The 21783-nt window shown below is 67.1% G+C and carries 15 protein-coding genes and 1 pseudogene; 7 read left to right on the top strand and 9 right to left on the bottom strand.

The window, feature by feature from the left end; translation table 11 throughout:
- Positions 1–75: 75 nt before the first annotated feature.
- The 3 genes and pseudogenes from CF15_RS06740 to CF15_RS09370 all read left to right on the top strand — a co-directional run.
- The gene (locus CF15_RS06740; protein ID WP_058371101.1) at positions 76–882 is read left to right on the top strand and encodes a transketolase; all 807 of its coding nucleotides are present in this window, start codon (positions 76–78) and stop codon (positions 880–882) included.
- Positions 860–1828, top strand: a complete 969-nt coding sequence (locus CF15_RS06735; protein WP_058371100.1) for a transketolase family protein — start codon at positions 860–862, stop codon at positions 1826–1828. Before CF15_RS06740 ends, CF15_RS06735 begins: the two co-directional genes overlap by 23 nt.
- Before the next feature lie 9 nt (positions 1829–1837).
- Positions 1838–2461: pseudogene (locus tag CF15_RS09370) on the top strand (prephenate dehydrogenase/arogenate dehydrogenase family protein); the annotation flags it as partial.
- Between the two features lie 705 nt (positions 2462–3166).
- On the opposite strand, the gene aroC reads toward CF15_RS09370, so the two are convergent.
- Both aroC and aroA read right to left on the bottom strand, forming a co-directional pair.
- Positions 3167–4405: a chorismate synthase gene (gene aroC / locus CF15_RS06725; protein ID WP_070807840.1), complete on the bottom strand. Its 1239-nt coding sequence runs from the start codon at positions 4403–4405 to the stop codon at positions 3167–3169.
- 43 nt (positions 4406–4448) lie between these two features.
- Complete coding sequence (gene aroA, locus CF15_RS06720; RefSeq protein WP_058371098.1) at positions 4449–5753, bottom strand: 3-phosphoshikimate 1-carboxyvinyltransferase; 1305 nt, start codon at positions 5751–5753, stop codon at positions 4449–4451.
- A gap of 104 nt (positions 5754–5857) precedes the next feature.
- On the opposite strand from aroA, the gene CF15_RS06715 reads away from it, so the two are divergent.
- A complete protein-coding gene (locus CF15_RS06715) occupies positions 5858–6742 on the top strand; it encodes a shikimate kinase (RefSeq protein ID WP_058371097.1) in 885 nt (294 codons plus the stop codon).
- 76 nt (positions 6743–6818) lie between these two features.
- Here CF15_RS06715 and CF15_RS06710 read toward each other — a convergent pair whose 3' ends face one another.
- From CF15_RS06710 to pstS, 5 genes are all read right to left on the bottom strand, one after another.
- Positions 6819–10244 (bottom strand): hypothetical protein, encoded by a 3426-nt coding sequence (locus CF15_RS06710; protein WP_058371096.1) that lies wholly within the window; start codon positions 10242–10244, stop codon positions 6819–6821.
- Positions 10245–10428: 184 nt separating this feature from the next.
- Positions 10429–11190, bottom strand: coding sequence for a phosphate ABC transporter ATP-binding protein (locus CF15_RS06705; RefSeq protein ID WP_058371095.1), 762 nt, complete (start codon positions 11188–11190; stop codon positions 10429–10431).
- 1 nt (position 11191) lies between these two features.
- Positions 11192–12061 (bottom strand): phosphate ABC transporter permease PstA, encoded by an 870-nt coding sequence (gene pstA / locus CF15_RS06700; RefSeq protein ID WP_058371094.1) that lies wholly within the window; start codon positions 12059–12061, stop codon positions 11192–11194.
- Positions 12054–13040, bottom strand: a complete 987-nt coding sequence (gene pstC, locus CF15_RS06695) for a phosphate ABC transporter permease subunit PstC (protein ID WP_201783093.1) — start codon at positions 13038–13040, stop codon at positions 12054–12056. Before pstC ends, pstA begins: the two co-directional genes overlap by 8 nt.
- A gap of 22 nt (positions 13041–13062) precedes the next feature.
- The gene (gene pstS, locus CF15_RS06690; RefSeq protein ID WP_058371093.1) at positions 13063–14262 is read right to left on the bottom strand and encodes a phosphate ABC transporter substrate-binding protein PstS; all 1200 of its coding nucleotides are present in this window, start codon (positions 14260–14262) and stop codon (positions 13063–13065) included.
- Between the two features lie 418 nt (positions 14263–14680).
- Between pstS and CF15_RS06685 the strand changes: the two genes are divergently transcribed.
- On the top strand, positions 14681–15025 hold the full coding sequence (locus tag CF15_RS06685; protein ID WP_058371092.1) for an MTH1187 family thiamine-binding protein: 345 nt from the start codon (positions 14681–14683) through the stop codon (positions 15023–15025).
- Positions 15026–15049: 24 nt separating this feature from the next.
- Here the strand turns inward: CF15_RS06685 and CF15_RS06680 are convergent, their stop codons facing one another.
- The gene (locus tag CF15_RS06680) at positions 15050–16102 is read right to left on the bottom strand and encodes a 60S ribosomal export protein NMD3 (RefSeq protein ID WP_083494544.1); all 1053 of its coding nucleotides are present in this window, start codon (positions 16100–16102) and stop codon (positions 15050–15052) included.
- A 164-nt stretch (positions 16103–16266) separates the two neighbouring features.
- On the opposite strand from CF15_RS06680, the gene CF15_RS06675 reads away from it, so the two are divergent.
- Both CF15_RS06675 and CF15_RS06670 read left to right on the top strand, forming a co-directional pair.
- On the top strand, positions 16267–17820 hold the full coding sequence (locus tag CF15_RS06675) for an amidohydrolase (protein ID WP_058371090.1): 1554 nt from the start codon (positions 16267–16269) through the stop codon (positions 17818–17820).
- A complete protein-coding gene (locus CF15_RS06670; RefSeq protein ID WP_058371089.1) occupies positions 17805–18719 on the top strand; it encodes a triphosphoribosyl-dephospho-CoA synthase in 915 nt (304 codons plus the stop codon). Before CF15_RS06675 ends, CF15_RS06670 begins: the two co-directional genes overlap by 16 nt.
- Here CF15_RS06670 and CF15_RS06665 read toward each other — a convergent pair.
- Positions 18649–21780, bottom strand: a complete 3132-nt coding sequence (locus CF15_RS06665; RefSeq protein WP_058371088.1) for a DEAD/DEAH box helicase — start codon at positions 21778–21780, stop codon at positions 18649–18651. The two genes, CF15_RS06670 and CF15_RS06665, sit on opposite strands and share 71 nt — an antisense overlap.
- Between the last annotated feature and the right edge of the window lie 3 nt (positions 21781–21783).

Here is a 21783-nt window from a genome sequence, read left to right as displayed (position 1 = left end):
TGAAGCATAAAATCGAGGCAGAGGGGACCGCCTATTGTATCGCAGCTAGAGGCTGGGCTGGGTGATGCCCTTGGAATGGGGGGAGATGCCCTTGGAATTCGGCTCGAGAGGCTCCACGAGATAGCCCGCCGCGCCCGCCGCCGCGTCGTGCGGATGGGCGTGGTTGAGAGGAGCGTGCACGTGGGGGCCTCGCTCAGCGTTCTCGACATACTGGTCGCGATCTACTTCGGCAGGGGGCTCCGGAGGAGCGGGGAGAAGCCTACCGAGAGGGACTGGCTCATCCTGAGCAAGGGCCACGCCGTCCCAGCCCTCTACGCGGTTCTCGCTGAGGCCGGTGTCATACCCGAAGAGAAGCTGGAGAAGATAAGGGCTATAGACGGGCTCGAGGGCCACCCAGATTTCACCACCAGCGGGGTCGATGTCTCCACCGGGAGCCTCGGCCAGGGCCTCAGCATAGCGGCCGGCATCGCCTACGCTATGAGGCTTGACGGGACGGAGGATAGGCACCGGGTATACGTCATACTGGGCGATGGGGAGCTTGACGAGGGCCAGGTCTGGGAGGCGGCAGCCACGGTCTCCCACCTCGGGCTCCGGAGCGTGGTCGCCATCGTTGATGTTAACGGCTTCCAGCTCGACGGGCCCGTGGAGGCTGTGAAGACGAAGGGCGACCTGGCGGCTAGGTGGAGGAGTCTAGGCTGGAGCGTCATCGAGGTCGACGGCCACGACTACGAGATGTTCCTGGAGGCGCTGAGGGCCGCCGACGTGGCGGGGAGGCCGACGGTGGTGCTCGCCTACACCCGTAGGGGGAAGGGTCTAGGCTTCCTGGAGGCTAGCGGGGGGCAGCACATTGACCCTAAGCATGCAGGGAGCTTCACCGAGTAGCCCGGGTGGCCTCGGCACCATTAGGGATGCTGTGGGCAAGGCGCTGCTCTACCTAGGCGACGCCGATCCAGATGTGGTAGTGGTCACCGCCGACGTCGCGAGGAGCACGAGGACCGCCTGGTTCGGCGAGAGGTTCCCGGAGAGGTTCGTGAACATCGGGATCTCGGAGCAGGACCTGGTGGACTTCGCCGCCGGGCTCGCGCTGGCCGGGAAGCGGCCCTACGCCGCCGCCTTCGCCATGTTCATGATGAGGGCCTGGGAGCAGATAAGGAACACCGTGGATAGGATGAGGCTCGACGTGAAGCTGGTGGCTACCCACAGCGGGTTCAGCGACCACGGGGACGGGGCGAGCCACCAGAGCCTCGAGGACATAGCGTTGATGCGCGTGCTCCACAACATGACCGTGGTGGTGCCTGCCGACCCGCCGCAGGCCTACAAGGCTCTGGTAAGGGTGCACGAGCAGGTGAGGGGCCCGGTCTACTTCCGCGTCGGCCGCGACTACTCGCCGCTGGTTACCGACCCCGGGGCCGAGTACAGGCTCGGGAGGCTCGAGATCCTGCGTGACGGGAGCGACGTGGCGCTGGTCTCCGCCGGGCCCCTCCTGGCCCAGGTGCTCGAGGCCGCTAGGATGCTCGGTGAGAGGGGCGTCAGCGCCGCTGTGGCCAACCTCCACACTGTTAAGCCGCTGGACGAGGAGGGGTTGGAGAGGCTGGCCAGGGCTACCGGGCTTGTCGTCGTGGTTGAGGAGCACCTGCCGAGGGGAGGGCTCTTCGGCGCCGTGGCCGAGGCGCTTGCGCAGCGCTACCCGGCCCCCGTGTACCCGGTGGCCGCGAGGGGCTACGGGCACAGCGCGAGGAGCGTGCTCGACCTCTACCGGGAGCACGGGCTCCTGGCCGAGCAGATAGCGAGGAGGGTGCTGGAGCTGCTCGCGGGGAGGGAGGGGTGAGCCCCGGGGATGGAGGGGGCTGCTGAGGCGCTGCGAAGCAGCCTGCTCCGCATAGACAGGAGCCTGGTCAGCCTCGTGGCGGCGAGGCTCAACATCGCGGACGTGCTGGGCAGTGTCAAGCGCGGGGAGGGTATGCCCGTCTACGACCCCTCGAGGGAGATAGCGGTAGCCAACCTCCTGGTGGAGGAGGCAAGGAGGCTGGGGGTCCCGGAGAACCTGGTGAAGGAGATCTACTTCCTGCTCGCGAGGGAGTCCAGGTGCAGGCAGCTCTACTGCCCCGAGGCGCTGCGCGTAGCCTTCTACGGCTACGGCCGCATGGCCAGGACCCTCGCCTCCGCCATGGCTAGGGGCGGCTGCTGGGTGGCGATCACCGGGAGGAGCGTGGAGAAGGCTAGGGAGGCCGCCGGCGCCGTGGGCGCCAAGTACATGGAGCCCGGGAGGGCGCTGGACTGGGCCGACGTGCTGGTCTACGCTGTGCCCGGCGATGCCGTGCCCGGGCTGCTCCGCGAACACCTACCCATGCTCCGGGAGAGCATGCTGGTGGCGGACATAGCCTCCGTGAAGACCCCGCTGGTGAGGGAGATCGCCGGGCTCCTTGGGGACGGCGGCCCGGAGTACGCCAGCCTCCACCCCCTCTTCGGCCCCCTTGACTGCCCCGCCGGCGAGACCGTAGCCATAGTGCCGGTCAGGCTCCAGCGCTGGAGGCCCCGGCTCGAGAGGCTGCTGGCCGGGCTGGGACTCTCCCCAGCGTACCTCAGCGCCGAGGAGCACGACAAAGTGATGGCCGTCAACCAGGTGCTCCACCACCTTGTCTACGACCTCTACCGTGAGGCCGCGAGGCTGCTCGAGGAGAGGCTGGACATCCCCACGGACAAGAGGAAGGAGCTGGTGACGCATAGCCTCCGCTCCACGGAGAGGGTGGCGGCGAGGCTGGAGAGGCTGCGCGGGGTGGTCGAGGAGATACGCCGGCTGAACCCCTACACCGGGGAAGTGCTCAAGGCCCTCAGGGAGGCGCTGGAGGGGCTGGCGGCCAGCACCGACAGCGGCCTCGAGCCTCGGGGGTAGCCCGCTGCCTTTTCCACGCCGACCGGGGGCCTCCCGGGGGCTCCGCGGGAGAGCGGGGGAGGGCTTGTAAGAGGCCCCCTGGGGCCTATAGACCGGCCGGTGGCAGGGGCTGCCATGGGTTTGCGGGGCTGCTTGACGCCGCACTGCATGAGCATACACATGGTCGTGGCCGGGCCTTTGGGGCTGCTTCTGGCAGCCCTCCTACTGGCTGCCTGGCTGGCGGTGACGGTCTACGTCTACCGTGACGCCTCGCTCCGGTATCCCAGGGGCAGCCTAGCCCCCCTCATCTGGGCCCTCGCCACGCTCCTGGGGGGCCCTCTGGTGCTCCTCTTTTACCTCCTTGTCCGGCCTCCCAGGGGGAGGGGGGAAGGCGGCTAGAAGGCCTCTCTCGAGCCGGTGGTAGTGCTCCAGCCTCCAGGGGAGCCAGCGGAGCAGGTGGTCGGCCACCACCAGGGCCGCCATGGCCTCCACTACGGGGACGGCGCGGACCGCTATGGCAGGGTCGTGGCGGCCTCTGCCGGTTATGACTGCCTCATCCAGGCCGCGCCAGTCTATGGTTCTCAGCGGCCTCCTTATCGTCGAGGTGGGCTTGAAAGCAACCCTGGCCACTATCGGGGCGCCGGCGGAGAGGCCTCCAAGCACTCCCCCGCTGTGGCCCGGGGTGGGGAGCGGCTCGCCGCCGGGGCCCAGTGTGAGCTCGTCTGTCGCCTCCGAGCCCCTCATCCTGGCAGCCTTCATCCCGAGGCCTATCTCGAAGCCCCTGGCGCCCGGTATGGCGAAGAAGGCCTTCGCCAGGTCGCCGTCAAGGGTGTCGAAGGGGGGCTCGCCGAGGCCTGGCGGCGTGCCGAGGATCCAGACCTCCACGAGGCCTCCGAGGCTGTCGCCGGCCTTGACCGCCTCCACCAGGGCCTCCTCCATCCTCTTGGAGGCGTCGGGGTCGTGGCAGAAGAAGGGGCTCCGGTTCCTCTCCCTTCTCAGCTCCTCGAGCGCCTCGGAGCCCCGCTCCATGAGCTCCCGTGGCTCGGGGCACTCGGCGTGCCCGAGGCCCCGGAGGTAGGCGTAGAACTCTACACCGTGGAGCCCCGCTATCTTCTTGGCCACTGCTCCGGCGGCTACCACTGCCGCCGTGAGCCTGCCGGAGAACGGGCCCCCGCCGCGGTAGTCGTTGAACCCCATGCTGCGGAGCCTCGCGGTTAGGTCGGCGTGGCCCGGGCGGGGGCGGTGGCGGACGACCTGCTCGTAGAAGCTGCTGTCCACGTCCCGGTTGCGTATTATCATCGCCAGGGGTGCTCCGGTCGTGTGGCCCATGTATACGCCGGAGAGTATCTCGACCCGGTCCTCCTCCCTCCTCGGGGTGGTGAACCGTCTCCCGGGCCGGCGGAGGGCCAGCTCCCTGTCTATCTCCTCGCTGGAGACCGGTATGCCCGGCGGCACGCCCTCGAGCACTGCGCCTATGCAGCAGCCGTGGCTCTCCCCGAATATGGTTAGGCGGAGCATCCTGCCCAGAGGCAAGGCCTCTGCTGCACCCCGGCGGCGTGGTCCCCGAGGGGAGGGTTCAGCCCTCCGCCAGCGCCACGCCCAGGCCGCGGAGGGCCTCCCAGAAGCCCGGGTACGACTTGGCAACCACGTCGGCCGGCTCGACCACCACCGGTTTCTCCGAGGCGAGGCCCATCAGCGCCGCCGCCATTGCTACCCTGTGGTCCCCGTGGCTGCTGTAGGCTACGCCCCCGGGCAGCCTGCCGCAGCGGCCCCTCACCTCTATGCAGAGGCCCATGCCGGGCTCCTCGGCGAGCCTGGCCTCGACGCGGGAGCGGTGGAGGAGGTCCAGCACCGCCTCCACCCGGTCACTCTCCTTGAGCCTCAGGCGGTCGGCGCAGCATATCCTGGAGACGCCGCAGGCCGGGGCGGCGAGGGCAGCCAGCAGGGGTGCCAGGTCGGGGCTGTCCCGGATACAGGCTGTGAAGGCCTCGAGCCTCCCCGTAGACTCCGCCTCCACCAGGGAGCCGGAGACCCGCACCCGGGCGCCCGCCTCCCGGAGCACCTCCACCACCGCCCTGTCTGGCTGCGGGTCCCCCGGGTCGAGGCCCGCGACGCCCACCCGGCCGGCGAGCGCGCCCGCGGCGAGGAGGGGGGCGGCGCTGCTCCAGTCGCCCGGGACCCGGTACCGGGTGGCCCGGAGCCCGCCGGCCACGCGGAACCAGGAGTAGCCGCTCCTCTCCACCCTGGCGCCGAACGCCTCCAGAACCCTCACAGTCACGTCCACATAGGGCCTGGACTCGAGCCTCTCAACGCTCACCTCGAGGCCCCCGGGGAGCCCGGCGCCGAGGATGAGGAGCGCCGAGAGGTACTGGCTGCTCCCCCATGCATCCACCTTCGTGGAGCCGCTCTGGGCCGGGCCCTGGACTGAGTGGGGAGGACAGCAGCCGGAGGCGAGGTAGCGGACGCCGAGCCCCGCCAGCGCCTCAAGGAGGGGCCGGACCGGCCTCCGGTGGAGCCTCCCCCTCCCGTAGACGAGGACCGGCCTGTCGAGCAGCGAGGCCACCGCGGTGACGAGCCTCATAGTGGTGCCGGACTCCGCCGCGTCTATGCAGGGCGTCCAGGAGAGGCCCGCGGCGCCGGGAGAGCTGAGCCTGGCGACGCGCCCCCGGCTCTCAACGCTGGCGCCGAGCCTCTCCACCGCCTCCAGGGTGGCGAGCGTGTCGCCGCTCCAGAGCGGGTTCTCCACCAGGGACACGCCCCCGGCGAGGAGGGCCGCCAGCAGGGCCCGGTGGGTGTAGCTCTTCGATGGAGGGGCGTCGGCCCGCCCCTCCACCGGGCCCGGCGAGACAATGATGCGCCTGGGGAGCCAGTGGCTGTGCATAGCGCCCAGACCTGTCGTCCCCTCAGGCCCGGGGAGCCCGGGGGCCCTCTAGGGGATAAACCCTTGCCCACCCGGCTCCCACACGAGGAGGGCTGGCAGGGGCCTTGGAGCGCTCACGGAGCAGGGCCCACGCCGCGCTGGGGCTGGTGAACGCTATAGGCACCGGCGGCCTGGGGGCCGCCGCGGCCCTCGACCTCTGGGTCGAGGTCGAGGTGTGGAGGTGCAGCAGCCCCAGGGGCTACACGGTCACGAGGGGCGAGAGGGTCGAGATACACCCGGCTATACTGGAGTCCGTCTCCGAGGCGGCCGCCGGGCTCCTGGGCCGCAGCCCCGGCCCCGTGTGCGCCCGCGGCTCCTCCGATATCCCCCTGGAGGCCGGGTTGAAGGGGAGCAGCGCCCTGGTGAACGCGCTCCTCGAGGCCGTGCTGAGGCTCCACGGCGTGAGCGTGGGGGTGGAGGAGCTGGCTAGGCTGGGGGTTGAGGCTGCGAGGCGGGCAGGGCTCACCGTGACCGGGGCGCTGGACGACCATCTAGCGGTCAGCGGCTGCGGGGGCTACGCCACCGACAACACCAGGCAGGCCATAGTCGCCAGGATGCCGAGGGTGAGCGGCTACGCTGCAGTAGTGGTGCCGGGGAGGAGGAGCATAAGGAGCATAGACCCGGGCAGCTTCGCGAAGTACAGGAGGCTCTACATGGCTGCCTGGAGGCTGCTCGAGAGCGGCGACTGGCTCTCAGCAGCCACCGTTAACGGCGCCGCAACCATGCTGGCCACAGGGGGCGAGCCGGGGAGGCTCCTAGGCCTTCTAGGGGAGGAGGGCGCGCTCGCAGTAGGAGTCTCGGGCAAGGGGCCCGCCGCCTACATAGTGGCCGGCTCCAGGGGCGAGGCGGAGAGGCTCCTAGAGCCCCTGGCGGCGGCGCTAGGCGCGGGGGAGGCTCTGACCGCGAGGATACTGCCATGCCCCGGCGGGGAGGCCGGCCCACGCCCGTAGAGCCTGGGGCGGGCTGGCGGGCAGCAGCCCCAGGCCCTGACGCCGGGGAGGGAAAAAGGTCCCGGCAGGGTTGGGGCTAGCCTGGGTAGTACGCTAGGCTCAGGGTTACTGTGAGCGTCGCCACCGCCCCGGCGGGCCCGGCCTCCAGGCCTACCAGGGTGACCGAGAGCGTGGACCCCGGCGGGCCCGCGACGGCGAGCTCTATCCTGGCTGCGGCCGGCGCCTCGACTGCCAGCACGCGGAGCCCTGGCAGGATCTCGCCGTAGTCGCTGGCCGGGGCGCCGGAGACCTTGATCCTGGCGCCTGGTGGGCCCTCCACGAGTATGTAGTAGGTGCCGGGCTTTACGCTGTAGACCAGCTCCGCGTGGTCGCTGTAGAGGGTGTAGGACACGGAGATGCTGCCGCGGGCGAGGGGCTTTGACGGGCCGGCCGGCTGCCTGGAGCCGCTGCCTGCCTTGGCCGCCGTCCCCGCGCGGTAGAGGGCCACCGCCACGGGGCCGGGGCTGCCTCGGATCACCAGCCTGGCCCCGGCCTCCTCCTTGGCCTCTACAGTCAGTATCTTGACGCCAGCCGCGGGCTGCTCTACCCGGGCCGTGGCGGCGCCCTCTAGCTCTACCTCCACGCCCCCACTGCTCTTCACTGCTATGTAGTAGGTGCCGGGGCCTAGCGTATAGTCTAGCGTGCTGCCGCCCGGCGAGGCCAGGATGAAGTTGCTCGCCACGAGGCCGGCACTGGAGTCGATGCCCTTCACGTACTTCTCGAGCTCTCCTAGGATCTCCTCGGCTGCGCTCTTCACCTCCTCCCCCGCGCCCGGCCGCCTCGGCTTCATGGCCCAGTCGAGGGCCTCGAGCAGCAGGGTCCTGGCAGCATCGTTGGAGCCGGCCTCTACCTCGAAGCTGAAGTACACGGAGCGGTACCAGTGCTCCCGGTCCCGGTAGCGGTCGTACGCCACTATCCCGGCCAGGCCGTCGGGGGAGACCGCCACCAGGCTCGCCGGAGGGGAGGGGAGCAGCTGCTCGGCGAGCTCCCCGCCGAGGCCCGCCGGGAGGCCCAGCTGTAGCGTCTTGGAGGCCGCCCGGAGCCTCAATGCTATCCTAGCCTCCCCGTCCACGATGCTAGTGTTGGCCAGGGCGCTGCGGAGCAGGGGCAGCCCCCTCGAGGCGGCGTCCTCTACGCCCCTCCAGGCCGGCGCCATGCGCCCCGTAATGTTGGCCACCAGGCTGTCGAGCAGCTGGTAGTAGGCCCTCGACTCCCCCACCAGCCTGGGCAGGAGCTTCAGCACCGTCCAGCCGCCGGCCTGAGGGAGGCCGAGCTGCCAGCCCACAAGGGTGTATGCCTTAATGCTAGCATTGGCCTCCATATACGGGTTAGGCACCACCACGGGCTCGTCTGGTACTCTCCAGCCCATCTGCTTGGCCGCGTCGGTGGCCACAAGCCTGCCGTCCCAGGGCACCCACGGGTAGAGAAGCGGCGTAGAGCCCAGGAGCAGGCCCAGTGCCGCCAGCAATGAGTCCCCGGAGCCGTACTGGAGCAGGGTCTCGGCCACCGTGTCGCGGAGCTGCTCGTAGACCGGGATGAGGCGGAGGCCCAGCATGGCCGCCAGCGAGCCCGAGTCCAGCGAGTCGCTTAGAGTGTAGCCTGCATGGCCCCGGGCCATCACCTTGACCCTCCTGCCGTCCCCGAGCCAGACTACCAGGTCGCTGAGGGTCGCATGCGTGGCTATGAGGCCGGCGTGGTTCTCCTCGATGTAGTTGACGAGGGCTCTCCACGCCCTAGGGTGGTCGCGGAGATCCCAGTCGAGAACGCTGGAGCCCGTGGCGCTGAGGCCTGGCCACAGGTTGCTCAGGATAATTGCGTCCGGCTTGTACTCGTCTAGCGCCTCGGGCAGCTCGTCGATGCTCGTAACCACTACGAGGCGGTACCTGGCGCCCACGTATTCCCAGTGGTGGAACACCAGCAGCGGCGCGAGCCGGCTGGAGGCGTTAAGCAGGCTGAGGGCCTCCTCGAGATAGGCGGAGAGGAAGGGGAGGCCCCTGGCCAGGCTGCTCCCGGCGAGCAAGGCGAGCCGGGCCGCGTTATACTTGGCCAGCCAGAGCGGCACGCTGGGGTCCACTACCAGCACGGTCTTATCCGAGTCGCTGTTGTAGACGTAGTAGAGGCCTGCGGGGCTCGTGACAGAGTTGAGGCCCTTGTGGCTCTCGTCGCTCGCCTCCGCCCTGAAGAGCACGTAGCTGCCGGGGGGCTGGCCAGGTATCTCCCCATACATGGCCTTCACGTCGGGGCATGTGGTGTAGGGGGAGCCCCTGGCCAAAGGGGCCAGGATGCTGCTGAACCCCTCGAGGAACTTGTTGACCAGGAACACTAGGCTGCCGCACTGCCTCCGCATCCCGGCGAGCAGGGCGGAGGTGCCGGGGTAATCGCTTAGGCCCAGCCTCACCCAGTCGCCGCCGTTAACCGAGACGTAGAGGCCGATACCGCTGAGGCCCCTATCATCCACCGCTATAACGGTCACCGGCAGCGGTCTGAAGCCGGGGTAGCTCCAGCCCCTTGGCGAGAGCCCGAGCGCCTCCTCCCCCCGAAGGCCTGCTGCTAGCTGCAGCTTCCCCGCGAAGGCCAGCACGAGCGGCGGGAGGTCGGCCAGCTCAGCGCCAGGCTTGAGGGGCTTTACCCTGTAGCTGTTGCTGTAGACCGTCTTGCCGTCCACAAGCACGTTGTACTCCACGCGGGAGTCCAATATTACCCGTATGCTCTTAACCACCTTTCCTCTAAGGTCGTAGAGGTCAAGCTTGTAGAGTATGTACTTGAATAGATTGTCTGGCAGGCTAGTGTTGAAGGCCGGTAGACCCGGCATCAGGGCAACATAGTAGCCGCCTATGGGGGCCATGGGCACCGAGAAGGGCATCTTCAGCTCGGTGGAGCTAGCTCCCGTAAAAGCTTCCTCTATAGCCTTCATCACCGGGCTGGCTGTGATCTCCACCTTCTGGATGGCCGTGGGAGGCTGTGCCGCTCCGACGCTGCCCGAGCCCACGTACTCGTAGAGCCCGTCGCCATCGGCATCGTAGAACGCGTAGACCTTGAATGCTTCGCCGGGCTTGCCCGCCCTCACGGCCGCGTAGCCATTAAGGCTCGCCCGGGCGCTGCAGACCTCGCCGGTGCTGGCGCTCTCCACTAGGAGGAGCGCGTTCGATGCAGGCTCCCCATTGTCAAGGCGGACGGTCACATCTATTTCCGCCGAGCCCCTGCAGCCGGGGAGCTTAGCCACCTCTACACCGGCTGATATATTGATGAGTATGCTGCCCTCGACACTGGCCTTACCCGCCCCGGGGCCGCCGGCCGGGTAGTAGACTATGACGGGCTGCCCCGCCAGGGGCTCCGCGGGGTACTGGCCGGCCGCCTTGCTGGGGTCCTCAGCCCTGGCTATACCGGCTATAGATGCCGACAGCAGCAGGGTGGCTGCCAGAAGGAGGAGAGCAGCTCTGGGCGCCCTTAATCGTGCATTCATCTCCCGGGAAACACCTCGAAGCGACCGAGGTGTACGCGCATTATTAACCTTAGGGCGTACTTGGGCTGGAGGAGCCGCGTGCAAGACGCCAGGTCTTTGTACAACGCGGGGGCCGCGGCTGGAGACGGTGCAGGAGCGGAGGCCCCGGGTGAGGGATGGGGGCTGCCTCGGAGCCCCCCGGGGGCTAGATCTGGCGGAGCAGATACCTCTCGGTCAGCTTGCTGCGGGGCTCCGTGAACACCCTGCTTGTCGGCCCCACCTCGACCAGCTCGCCCATGTAGAGGAATGCGGTGTAGTCGGATATCCGGGCTGCCTGCTGCGGGTTATGAGTCACTATGATTATCGGTATCTCCTTCTTCAGGCTTATCACGAGCTCCTCTATCTTCTCCGTCGCCACGGGATCCAGGTTGGCCGTGGGCTCATCCATGAGGAGCAGCCGGGGCTTCAGCGCCAGGGCACGGGCTATGCTGAGCCTCTGCTTCTGGCCGCCGCTGAGCTTCGCAGCCGGCACGTGCAGGCGATCCTTCACCTCGTCCCAGAGGAAGGCCTTCTCTAGGGCCCAGCGGACCAGCTCGTCGAGCTCCTTCTTGTTCTTAACCATCCTGTTGAGCCGGGGGCCTATGGCCACGTTATCGTATATGCTCAGGTGGGGGAACGGGTTGGGGTGCTGGAACACCATCCCTATCCTGCGGCGCACCCAGGTGGGATCGACGTCCGGCGCATAGATGTCGATACCGTCGAAGTATACGTGGCCTTCCACCCTGGCTTCCTCGTAGAGGTCGATTATCCTATTGAGCGCCCGCAGCAGCGTCGACTTGCCCGAGCCGCTGGGGCCCATTAGGGCGAACACGCTCCGGTCCGGCACCTCGAAGCTCACGTTCTTCACGACATGCTTCTCGCTATACCATATGTTGAGGTTCTCTACGCGGAGCACCGGGCCGGCCATGCTAGAGCTCCACCTCCTTCACTAGCATCCTCGCCGCTATCATTATCGCGAATATTATCACCAGCAGCACGAGGCTCGCGCCCCAGGCCAGCTCATGATAGCCGTCCCCGGGCTGCTGTATAAACTCGTATATAAGAAGGGGCACCGCGCCCCCGGGCTTAAGCAGCCCCGAGGGGGGCTCGCCATACGTGCCGCCTAGGGTGAAGAGTAGGGGTGCCGTCTCGCCCGCCACCTTCGCGAGGCCGACCAGTATGCCTACCAGTATGCCGCGGCGCGCTATGCCGAGTATAACCCTGTACACAGTCTTGAGCCGTGGGAGGCCCAGGCTGAAGGCTGCCTCCCGGAGCTCGTGGGGCACGCCGCGGAGGGCCTCGCTTACATGAACAATCACGTAGGGCATCATGACCAGGGCTAATGCCAGTGCGCCGGCCAGCACGCTGTAGGTGCCCAGGGGCTCCACCAGGGTAGCGTATATGTAGAGGCCCATTAGTATGGTGGGGAACTCCACCAGCAGCAGTCCGAGCACCAGCACCAGCCTGGAGATGCCGGCGCGGCGGAACTCGGCCACTAAAACGCCCGCCGGCAGCGCCATGGCCACGCCCATCAGCGAGGATAGGGCGACCAGCACCAGGCTGCCGAGCAGCACCGGGCCTATGCCGCCGGGGTTCTCGGGGTTCTGGGGCCTGGGGGGCGCAGTTAGGAACTCCCAGAGCCCAGACCTGGCTATAGCCTTGTACCCATTGACCGCGACGGTGTAAACTATGTGGAGGAGGGGCGCTACAGCCGCCGCGGCCAGGGCGGCTATGAGTGCGAGGCCAAGCACGTTCTTAGCCCTTCTCCAGGCGTCTATACGTGGCGCCTCCCTAGACACGGCTGATCTCCTCCTCCCAGCGCCTTATGTAGAGCATCCCTATGACGTTCACCGCCAGGCCTATCACGAATAGGGCTAGGCCGCCCGCAAAGAGGGCGCTCTCCATGTACTTGTAGTAGCTAGCCGTCTTGAACATGCTTGCTATGAGGCTTGACACCGTTATACCTGGTTTCGAGACCGCCACGGGTATGTCGAATGCGTTGCCCACCACCAGGCTGACCGCCACGGTCTCCCCCATAGCCCTGCCGAACGCAAGCACTAAGCCAGCAACTATGCTAGGCTTCACGAGGCCGAGAAGTATCCGGATCACCTCGAACCTCGTGGCCCCGATGCTGTAGGCCGCCTCGCGGAGGTGCTGGGGCACCATAGAGTACGCCTCCCTTATCAGGGCGGCCGCATATGGGACAACCATTATGCCCAGCATGACGCCCGCGGTGGCTATGGTATAGCCCGTCACCGGGGGCTCGCTGAAGAAAGGTATCCAGCCGAAATGCCTGTACATGAAGTCGAGGAAGTTTCTCATAACCGGGGCCAGGTAGACCATGGCCCAGACACCGTAGATTATCGTGGGGGTGGCAGCCATCAGGTCTACTAGGGTTGCTACGAGGCCCCGGAGCCTCTTGGGGGTCAGCTCCTCCAGCGCCACTGCCAGGCTTATCGAGAGGGGCGCCGCTATCAGCACAGCTATGACGCTGGTGTATATTGTGCCATATATTGCTGCGAGGAGCCCGTACTCCTCCTTCTCCGGGTTGTCCTCGACCGCTCTCCACACGTTCTTCACGAACACCGAGAGGCCCTCGTGACGTATCACCGGGAGAGACTTGACGAGTATCACTGCGAGCATCGAGGCTAGTATGAGGAATACGAGAATAGAGACCGGGATGTGGACTATGAAGAACCGCTTGTCGTCGCGGCTGCGGAGGCGGGGTAGGAACCCTTCGGTAAAAATGCGTGCACTGGTTCTAGCCTTGGCCCGCACCCCCTCGGCACCCCCCGGGGGGTTAGCCGCACTCCAGGAGGCTGGCAGCCTTTAGCACAACGTTCCTAAGCACCTGGGGCAGCGGCGCGTAGCCTGGTGGCAGGTTCTCCTGGCCCTTAGTAGCTATGTACTCTAGGAACTGCTTCATAGCATTGCACTTTGCGGGGTCGCTCCACTTCTTCCAGACCAGCAGGAAGGTCTGGCCCGCTATGGGGTAGGCGTCGGGGCTGGCGTTAGAGTATATGAACGTCTTTGCAACATTGCTCCAGTCGTCAAGCGGGCTTGGCGGGTTCTTCAGGGCGAAGGCGGCTGATACGGTCTCGGGGGTGGGTGCTACGAACTTGCCGGCGGGGTTCTGTATCCTAGCGTAGGGCATGTGGTACTTCAACGCGTAGGCGAGCTCCACGTAGCCTATCGAGTACTTGGTGCTGAGTACTGCCTGGGTCACGCCGGGGTTACCGTTCTGGCCTACGCCGCGGCCGAGCTTGTCGACGGGCCAGTTCACAGACTTGCCGGAACCAACCTTCTCGGCCCACTCCTTGGAGGTCTTTGAGAGGAAGGTTGTGAATATCTGCGTGGTACCGCTGGCGTCGCTACGGTGCACAGCTATTATCTCCTTGTGGGGTAGCTTGTCCGCCACGCCAGGGTTCAGCTGCTTTATAGCGGGGTCGTCCCAGTACTTGATCTCGCCCAGGTATATCTTGGCTATAACCTCGCCGGTGAGGTTCAGCTGCGTATTGCCTATCTCGGGCACGTTGTAGACAACCACCACTGCGCCCAGCTCCACGGGGAACTGGAGTATCTGGCCACGGTGCTTCTCCCAGATGCTGCGTGGCAGCGGCGGGTCGCTACCAGCGAAGTCCACTAGGTGATGGAGTATATCGTTGACTCCCTTGCCGCTGCCGCCGCCGGTGTATTCTATGTGTATGTTGGGGTGCTCCGCCTCGAACCCTGCTATCCACTTGTTCATGGCCGGCCATACGAAGGTGGAGCCGCTGCCTATCAGAGTGATCTTCCCGCCTGCGGCCGCGCCTGAAGTAGTAGTGCCTGGCTGCGTGGATGCAGCTGTTGTCGTAGCTGCTGCTGTTGTAGTAATCGTGGTTGTTGCTGTGGCCGTCTGGGTTGTATGGCCACCGCCGCTCCTCATGAGCGCTGCTCCCGCGGCGGCTACGGCTATGACGATTATCGCCACGGCTATTATGCCTAGGGTCTTGCTATCCATTTCCAGCACCTCTCTTCCACGAGTCCTTTGCAGTCCCTCTTGGTCCGGGTGTCCCCCACTGGGGCCGCTGCTCTATAGAGTCTACGTACTGTGGCTACATACGCTACAGAGCATATGTGGAGCTTATGTAGGCCTCTATACGCTCTAGAGTGGCTGGGCTCCACCTGCCTAGGGCTGTATGGTGGAGGAGTGGAGCAGGGGGCAGGCCCTGGGGGCTCAGACTAGGTGTTGCTCCCCATTGCCCCGGGGGAGGGCTCGGCCTCGGCTGTAGTCAGCACCTTTCCTCCTTGGCTGTGTCTCCGGCAGGCTCGCAGGTATAAGTATCAGCTATGCCTCCTCTAGTGCCGGGCTAAGCCCGGGAGGCCTTGCCGCACCTCCCCTCGGGCCCCTGGGGCTGGCTTGATGGAGGGATAGTGGGATGCCCATAGTCTCGCTCAAGGTTATGCCCATGGGTGTGGGGACTAGCGTCTCGCGCTACATAGCCAGGGTGGTTGCCCTCCTAGAGGCGCATGGCTACAAGCCGGAGGTGACGCCCGACACCACGGTCATACAGGTTAGCGATCTAAGTGAGGTCGGTGCAATAGTCCGGATGGTGCATGACGAGCTCTACAGCATGGGTGTGCCCCGGGTAGTCACCATCGTGATGATAGATGATAGGAGGGATGTGGAGGAGGCTAGCCCGGAGGAGATGGTTCAGAAGGTGCTGAGGAAGGTCGAGGAGGAGAGGAAGAACGTTAAGGGCGACGTCCACGGCGTGATGTAGCCGCCTCTCCTGCGGTCCAGGATGCTACTCCCGGCGGGGTATTAGGTAGTAGTGGTTTTTATGTATGAGTAGCTCTGCCTCCACGCCCTCCCGCAGCTCGCCCTCGACTCTCAGCCCGCTCCTGGGTATCTCGAGGTACTCGTAGCCTCCGTCGAGGTACTGGAGGTGCACCCAGCCCGGCTCCAGCGCCACCACCATGACGCGGCGGTGGTCGTCGAGCCTAGGCTCGCTTAGGAGCCTCCAGGCGTCCTCCACTGTTAGGCGGTGGAGCCTGCGGCCGCCAAGCCTGCGGATGAGCACGTAGCCCTTGTCTATCTCCTCTACCCTAGCTAGCTCGCCCTGGTACTCGACTATGTTGCCTGGCTTGAAGAATGGGAGGCGGACGGAGAGGGTTAGCCTCGATACCCTGCGGCCGTCGTTCCTCCTCCCCACAACCTTGTGGCTCTCCTTGACTCGGGCCGCGAGCTTGCTGCGCAGCTTCGCCGCTAGGGCGCGGGCCGCGTTCTGGTCGAGCAGCTTGAGGTCTATCCCCTCCCTCAGCTCGTCCACCGAGAGTATAGCATCCGCTATGTAGTCGTCGAGCTCGCTCATAACATCCTCTACCGCTTCTCGCTCCTCCTCGCTGAGCCGGCCGCCGGGGCCCCTTACCTGCACTATCGCCGCGGGGGAGCCGGCCGCCTTCTGGAAGCAGACGGGGCAGAGCTGCTTCCTGACGACAATGGGCACGGTGTAGACTACCGAGACCTCCTCGTCGACTCCCCTGAGCCGGCCGGCCGCCCTCACGACCGCCCTGCCCGTCTCGTAGTCTATACTGGCCTCCTCGACCCGATAGTACTCGGTGTGCTCCGAGGGCCGGAAGCTGGCCTGAAAGAGGAGGGCTGCCACCTCCTCTAGCCCCCCGCCGGGCGGGGGGAGCCACCTGCCCTGGTACCGGTAGCTCCCGCACCTGGGGCAGACTACTATGCTCAGCCGCTCCGGCGGCTTCCCGAGCCCGTGGAGCTCGAGGTAGCAGCTGGGGCAGAGCCTCCCGTCTACCAGCCTATCCACCTCTCGGCCGCAGCGGATGCACATAGGCATGCCGGCGTCACGCCTCCCCCGTTATCCCGGGGCGCCTGGCTGTTCCCACAGAGGCCCCCTGGGGAGGAGCCCTCGGGGCACCCAGGTATCTAGCCTCCGGCCGGCTAGCCGCGCGGTATAGAGGGGAGCCCTCAGGGTTTGTTCCAGCCGGGGCTTGGAGGAGCTTGCCCGGCGGCAGCTGCCCCGTTGTATTTACAGCCGAGAGGATCTACACCGGGTTCAAGCCGACCAGGTATGTGGAGGCGCTGGCTCTACACGGGGGGAGGGTGGTCTACGCGGGCTACGCCGCCGAGGCCGCCCGGGTGGCGAGGGAGATAGCGGGCGCCACGGGCTGCGGCCGCCCGCGGGTCATGGAGGCCGGCGGCGTAGCCCTGCCCGGGTTCGTGGACGCCCACCTCCACGTGGCGGGGCTGGGAGCTGCCAAGTACTCAATAGACCTCACCGACGTGGAGTCTATGGAGGAGCTGCTGGAGAAGGTGGCGAGGGAGGCCGGGAGGTTCACCGGCTGGGTGCTGGGCAGGGGCTGGGACCAGGAGAGGCTCGGGGGCTGGCCGACCCGCTACGAGCTGGACGAGGCCGTCGGGGATAAGCCCGTGGTCCTCCTCCGCGTCTGCGGCCACGCAGCCGCGCTCAACACGCGAGCCATGAAGCTGCTGGGGCTCCTCGACTCCGACAGCCCGCTGGTGGACAGGGGCTGCGACGGCAAGCCTACGGGGATAGTGTTCGAGGAGCTCGCCGCCAAGGCGTACCGGGAGGCGGTGAGGAGCATTGACCCGGTCCAGCTGGTGCTCGAAGGAGCTAGCGAGGCGCTGCGCAACGGCGTAACCATGGCAGGCGCCATGGACGTTGACGCCCACGGGTTCCAGGGCCTCGTCTTGGCGTGGAGGCTCGGGCTCCTGGCCATCAGGCTCCGCGTCTACCTCTCCAGCGAGCTGTTCACCCAGCTCGACCGGGTCGGGGCGGTCCCAGCACTGGGCGACGAGATGCTCCGCGTAGCAGGGGTCAAGGCCTACATGGACGGGAGCCTCGGGGCCAGGACCGCATGGCTCCGGGAGCCCTACAGCGATGACCCCGGAGCCCGGGGAAGGAGGCTCCTCTCAGCCGGGGAGCTAGCCAGGCTCGCGGAGAGGGCTAGACGCTGGGGCCTAGACCTGGCGGTCCACGCTATAGGCGACGCCGCCGTCGAGGAGGCGCTGAGGGGCATGGCTGCGGCGGGCTGCAGGTGCAGGATAGAGCACGCCAGCCTCGCGCCCCCGGATCTCATAGAGCGGATGGCCTCGCTGGGCGTCAGGGCGGCAGTGCAGCCCAGGTTCCTGGCGAGCGACTACTGGGCTGCCGAGAGGCTGGGCCCCCGGAGGGCCAGGTGGCTCTACCCGTTCCGCAGCATGCTCTCCGCCGGGGTAGCCCTGGGCTTCTCCAGCGACGCACCGGTGGAGCCCGTTAACCCGCTCGAGGGGGTGCATGCAGCCGTCACCAGGGGCAGCCTGGCCGAGTACAGCAGGGAGGAGGCGCTCGACGTGGAGACCGCGCTCCACCTCTACACGGCGGGCTCCGCCATGGTGCTCGGCGAGACCAGGGCGGGGTGCCTGGAGCCCGGCTGCTACGCCGACATAGCTGTCCTGGACCGCGACCCCCTCGAGGTGGATGTGGAGGAGCTGCCCGGGCTGAGGGTTGAGGAGACCCTGGTGGCGGGAGAGCTGGCTTGGAGCCGGAGGTAGCCTGCCGCCTCTTCGCCCGCGCCTGCTCGGCCGCCGTGGCAGTGGACGCTGCGGTGCCGAGGCCGGGGCTCACGAGCTTCCAGCGGCCCCGTAGAGACCTGGACCCCCTAGCATTCGCGGGGCTCACGGGCCTCGCCTACGAGGCCTGCCTCTGCAGCTGCCTCGCAGCCGCCGCGGGCGAGCTGGGCGCCTGGCCGGGCTGCTGGCTAGCCGCCGTCGAGGACATGGCGGCTGCCTGGGGGAACCCGGGGCTCGGGAGCCTCTTCCTGCTCACCCTCCAGGCCGCCGGCCTGGGCTACGCCGAGGCGCGGGGGAGGAGGAGCCTAGAGGCCGTGATGGCGTCGACGGGACTCGCCGTGGACGCCGGCGGGGTGGAGGCTGCAGCAGCCTTCTACCGGGGGCTCCAGCTGGCCTCGCCGAGCTACCTGGCCCGCATCTCCTGGAGCGGGCTCCCCGAGGTGGACGGCAGGCTCTCCATAATGGAGGTGTGGGAGAAGAGGGTGACGCTCAGGGAGCTGCTGGAGAAGGCCTCCCTCTACGACCCGGTCTCCAGGGACGCTGCGGGGATGATGAGGCTCAGCCTGGGCATGGCGTTGCCTACGCTGCTAGAGGAGGAATGTCTCGGCCGGGGGGTGAGGAGGGCAACCTACCTGCTGGCAGGCCTGGAGGGCGATCTCCTGGTCTCGAGGAAGTCCGGCCGGGTGACCCGGGAGCTGTGGCTACGGGCCGCGCGGGGCGACCCCGGGGCGGAGGAGGAGCTGTGGCGGCTCCTAGCCGGGGCCGGGCCCGGCTCTGCCGCCGACCTGGTGGTGAATGCTGTGGCGAGGCTCATCTACGAGTATCTCTCCGGTCTCCGGCCCCGGCCGAGGCTTCACTGCGGCTTCCGGTCTCCACCCTGATCCTCCCCTTCTCCGCCGCCAGGAGGATCCTGTAGGCCGCAGCGGTCATCGCTGAGGCTAGGCTGCGCAGCGCGTTCTCAAGCTCCTCAGGGTCGCGGCGGGCCTTCGCCTTGTTGGCCCACTCGAGGTAGCTCCTAACCCTGGGCTCCACGAGGGTGAGGAGAGGGGTATCGCCGGCGAGCCTGCTAGCCCTCTCAGCCGCGTCCACCAGGCGGCCCTCCTGCTCCGCCGCCCGGAGCGCCATCACGCCAGTGTAGCTGCCCGCGAGGAGGCGGATGAACATGTTCCGCTGCTCCTGCCCGTAGTAGGCTACGCGGAGCCCCTGGCTGAGCAGCCGGTCCAGGTGCTTAAGGGCCATCCTTGCCAGCTGGGCGGAGGAGTCTAGCCCAATGCCGCCACGGTAGCTGTCAACCTCCATCCGCTCTCCATCGTAGCTAGCCACCGCCGCGACCGACACGGTCTTGCCGTCGGCCTCCAGGGTCTCGTACACTGCCGCCACCGCTCCTATGCCGTGGCTCTTCGAGGGCCTCGGATGCTCGACAACAACACCCCCAGCCCGGACGGCCCGGGAGCCGGCAACAACCCTGGCCGCGTGGGCTGCTAGCTCGCGGAGCCTCTCGACAGGGACCTCACCCCTCATCACCCTCACCGCAGAGGATGGGTCGATGGCGGCCAGGAGGGGGACCGTTATGCCCGGGTAGTCGAAGCGCTCCACCTTCTCCGCCACCTCCATCCAGTCGAGGGACTCGAGCAGACCTGCCGCCTCCTGCTCCCAGAGGTGGATCAGCTTAACCGGCCCGACGGAGACCACCCTGTATCTTATCAGGCCTAGGGGGATGGCGTAGCCGGGGTCGAGGCGGAGGTAGACTAGGAGGGCTGCCAGGCCGAGGCGGAGGTCCTCTGAGGAGATCACGCCGGGAGCCTCAAAGACATAGCCATAGGTGTAGTCCCGGTACCTGCCGGCCACCGGGGCGTTCAGCTCCAGCGAGGCGACCTCGTGGTAGACCCTCACCATCCCGCCGGCCCGGCCGGCGAGGCGCGGGCGGCGGCTCTCGACCAGCCACTCGACCTCTACGGGCTCCTCTACAAGCTCTCCGAAGCCGCCCGTTGGGGCGGAGACGTTGAGAACGGCCACGGTGAATATCCTGCCATAGCGGAGGTCGTTGTTAAACTCCGGCCTCTCGCCCCAGGCCCTCTTGAGGTCCTCATACCTCGCCAGGGCTCGAGCCAGCCAGTCGTGCTCCTCCACCGCCTCCTCGGGGGGCTGCTCGTAGATCCTCAGCTCTCTGGGCTCAACCCGCACCACTATGGACTCGCTGACCGGGTCATAGGTGCCGGGCTGGTACTTCTCCACCACGTCCCGATGGGAGACCTCCTCGTTCCGCAGCACCGTCTCCTTGCCAGCCCTCACCAAGACCTTGCGGTAGCCGTATGGAGGGCCGTGCTCGTAGAAGCCCAGGTCGTTCCAGAATGCCCATCCCTTGCGGCTGAGGGTGAGCCTGCCACCGCTCAGCGACTGGTACTCCTCCACGAGGCCTAGCTCACAGAGGAGCCTCTCCTCCCCGGGCTCGACGGGAAGGCCGCGGAGAAGCTTCCACATGGCGCTGAATATCCTGGCGTAGGCATTCGACGGGTTTATGTAGAGCTTCTCGAGGGGCAGGCTAAGCCACTGCTTCAGCGCCGAGCCCCCGGCCTCCAGCAGCTTCCGGTCCCATAGCCCGGAGGGCACCACCACAGTCTCGGTGACCCCCAGCTCGCGGCGCCTCCCCTTCCTCCCCTCCCTCTGCATGAACTCCCTGAGATCGCTAGGCAGCCCGACATGAACTACGCGCTTAACACTCCCAATGTCTATGCCCTGGGCGAGCGTGCGCACCGTTATTATCATGGCTATCTTGCCTCTCCGCGCCGCCTCCTCGAGCGCCTCACGCCTCTGCTTCGGCACCAGGTGGTGGTGGACCCCGACGAGCCTCTGTTTCTCCGCCGGAAGCCTCTCTATCAGCCTCCGGTAGAGCCGCTCAGCCATCCTGATGCTCCTGGTGAAGACCAGGGTCACCGTGCCGGGCTCCGAGGCCTCGAGGACGGCCTGGAGCACCTCCACCGGGTCAAGGCCGGGCCTGGGGGGCCGGAGGCCTATCGCTTCTAGGGCCTCGTAGACCTCGTACAAGTGCTCGCGGAACTCCTCCTCGTTGTGGAGCATGTCGAGTATCCAGGGGGCCCGGGAGGCTATTACGCTCGAGTACGCGCGTATGTAGTCCCGGAGCGCCTCGACCCCCTTGCCTATAACGACTATCATCCTGTTAGGGGTCTTGAACGGCTTGCCCTCGATAACCCTCGTCTCCCTGCCGGTGATCCTGGTCAGCAGGGAGGCCAGCTCTCCCGGGTTGCCCAGGGTGGCAGAGAGCACCACCACCCTCGGGGGCTTGGAGGCCAGATGCCTGGAGACAAGTTCCACTATGGCTAGGAGTAGGTGGGCGCCGCGGGGCCCGTAGAAGTCTAGCTCGTCGAACACCAGGAGGTCCACGTGGGAGAGGTAGTCCTCCAGCAGGGCCCGGTTGGGGTGGACCGCGAGCCTCTTCATCTCTGCAAGGAGGAAGGCCGGGTTAGTTACAACAATCCGCGCGGAGGCCAGCAGCCTTAGCAGCTCCTCGCCCCGGCGCCCCCTTCTCTCGAGGCTCGGCCGGTCTATCCTCACCACCGCCCCGGGGAGCCCGGCGGCGGCGTAGTAGCTCTCGAGTCTCCTAATCTGGTCGGCGGCGAGGGCCAGGGTGGGGTAGACCGCTAGAACCCGCCAGCCCTCCCGGAGCGCCGCCAGGGCCCAGGCCTCAGTCTTGCCGGAGCCCGTCCTCGCTGTGAGCACCACGTTCATCCCGGAGGAGAGGGCCTCCACGGCCTCCAGCTGGTGCCTGTAGAGGCGGAGCCCCGCCTTCTCATGGCCCCGGAGGGAGGGGGCCACGTCGGCGAAGGTCTTGCCGGCCTGCTCAGGCTCCTCGCCGGGCTCCTCCCAGACCAGTATCTCGTAGCCCAGGCTCCTCAGCGCCGCCGCCACCCTGGAGCCTGCCATCCC

The organism is Pyrodictium occultum (genome assembly GCF_001462395.1).
Lineage (GTDB): Archaea > Thermoproteota > Thermoprotei_A > Sulfolobales > Pyrodictiaceae > Pyrodictium > Pyrodictium occultum.
The sequence above is the reverse complement of the archived record's forward strand: the minus strand, read 5'-3'. Positions and strand labels throughout refer to the sequence as shown.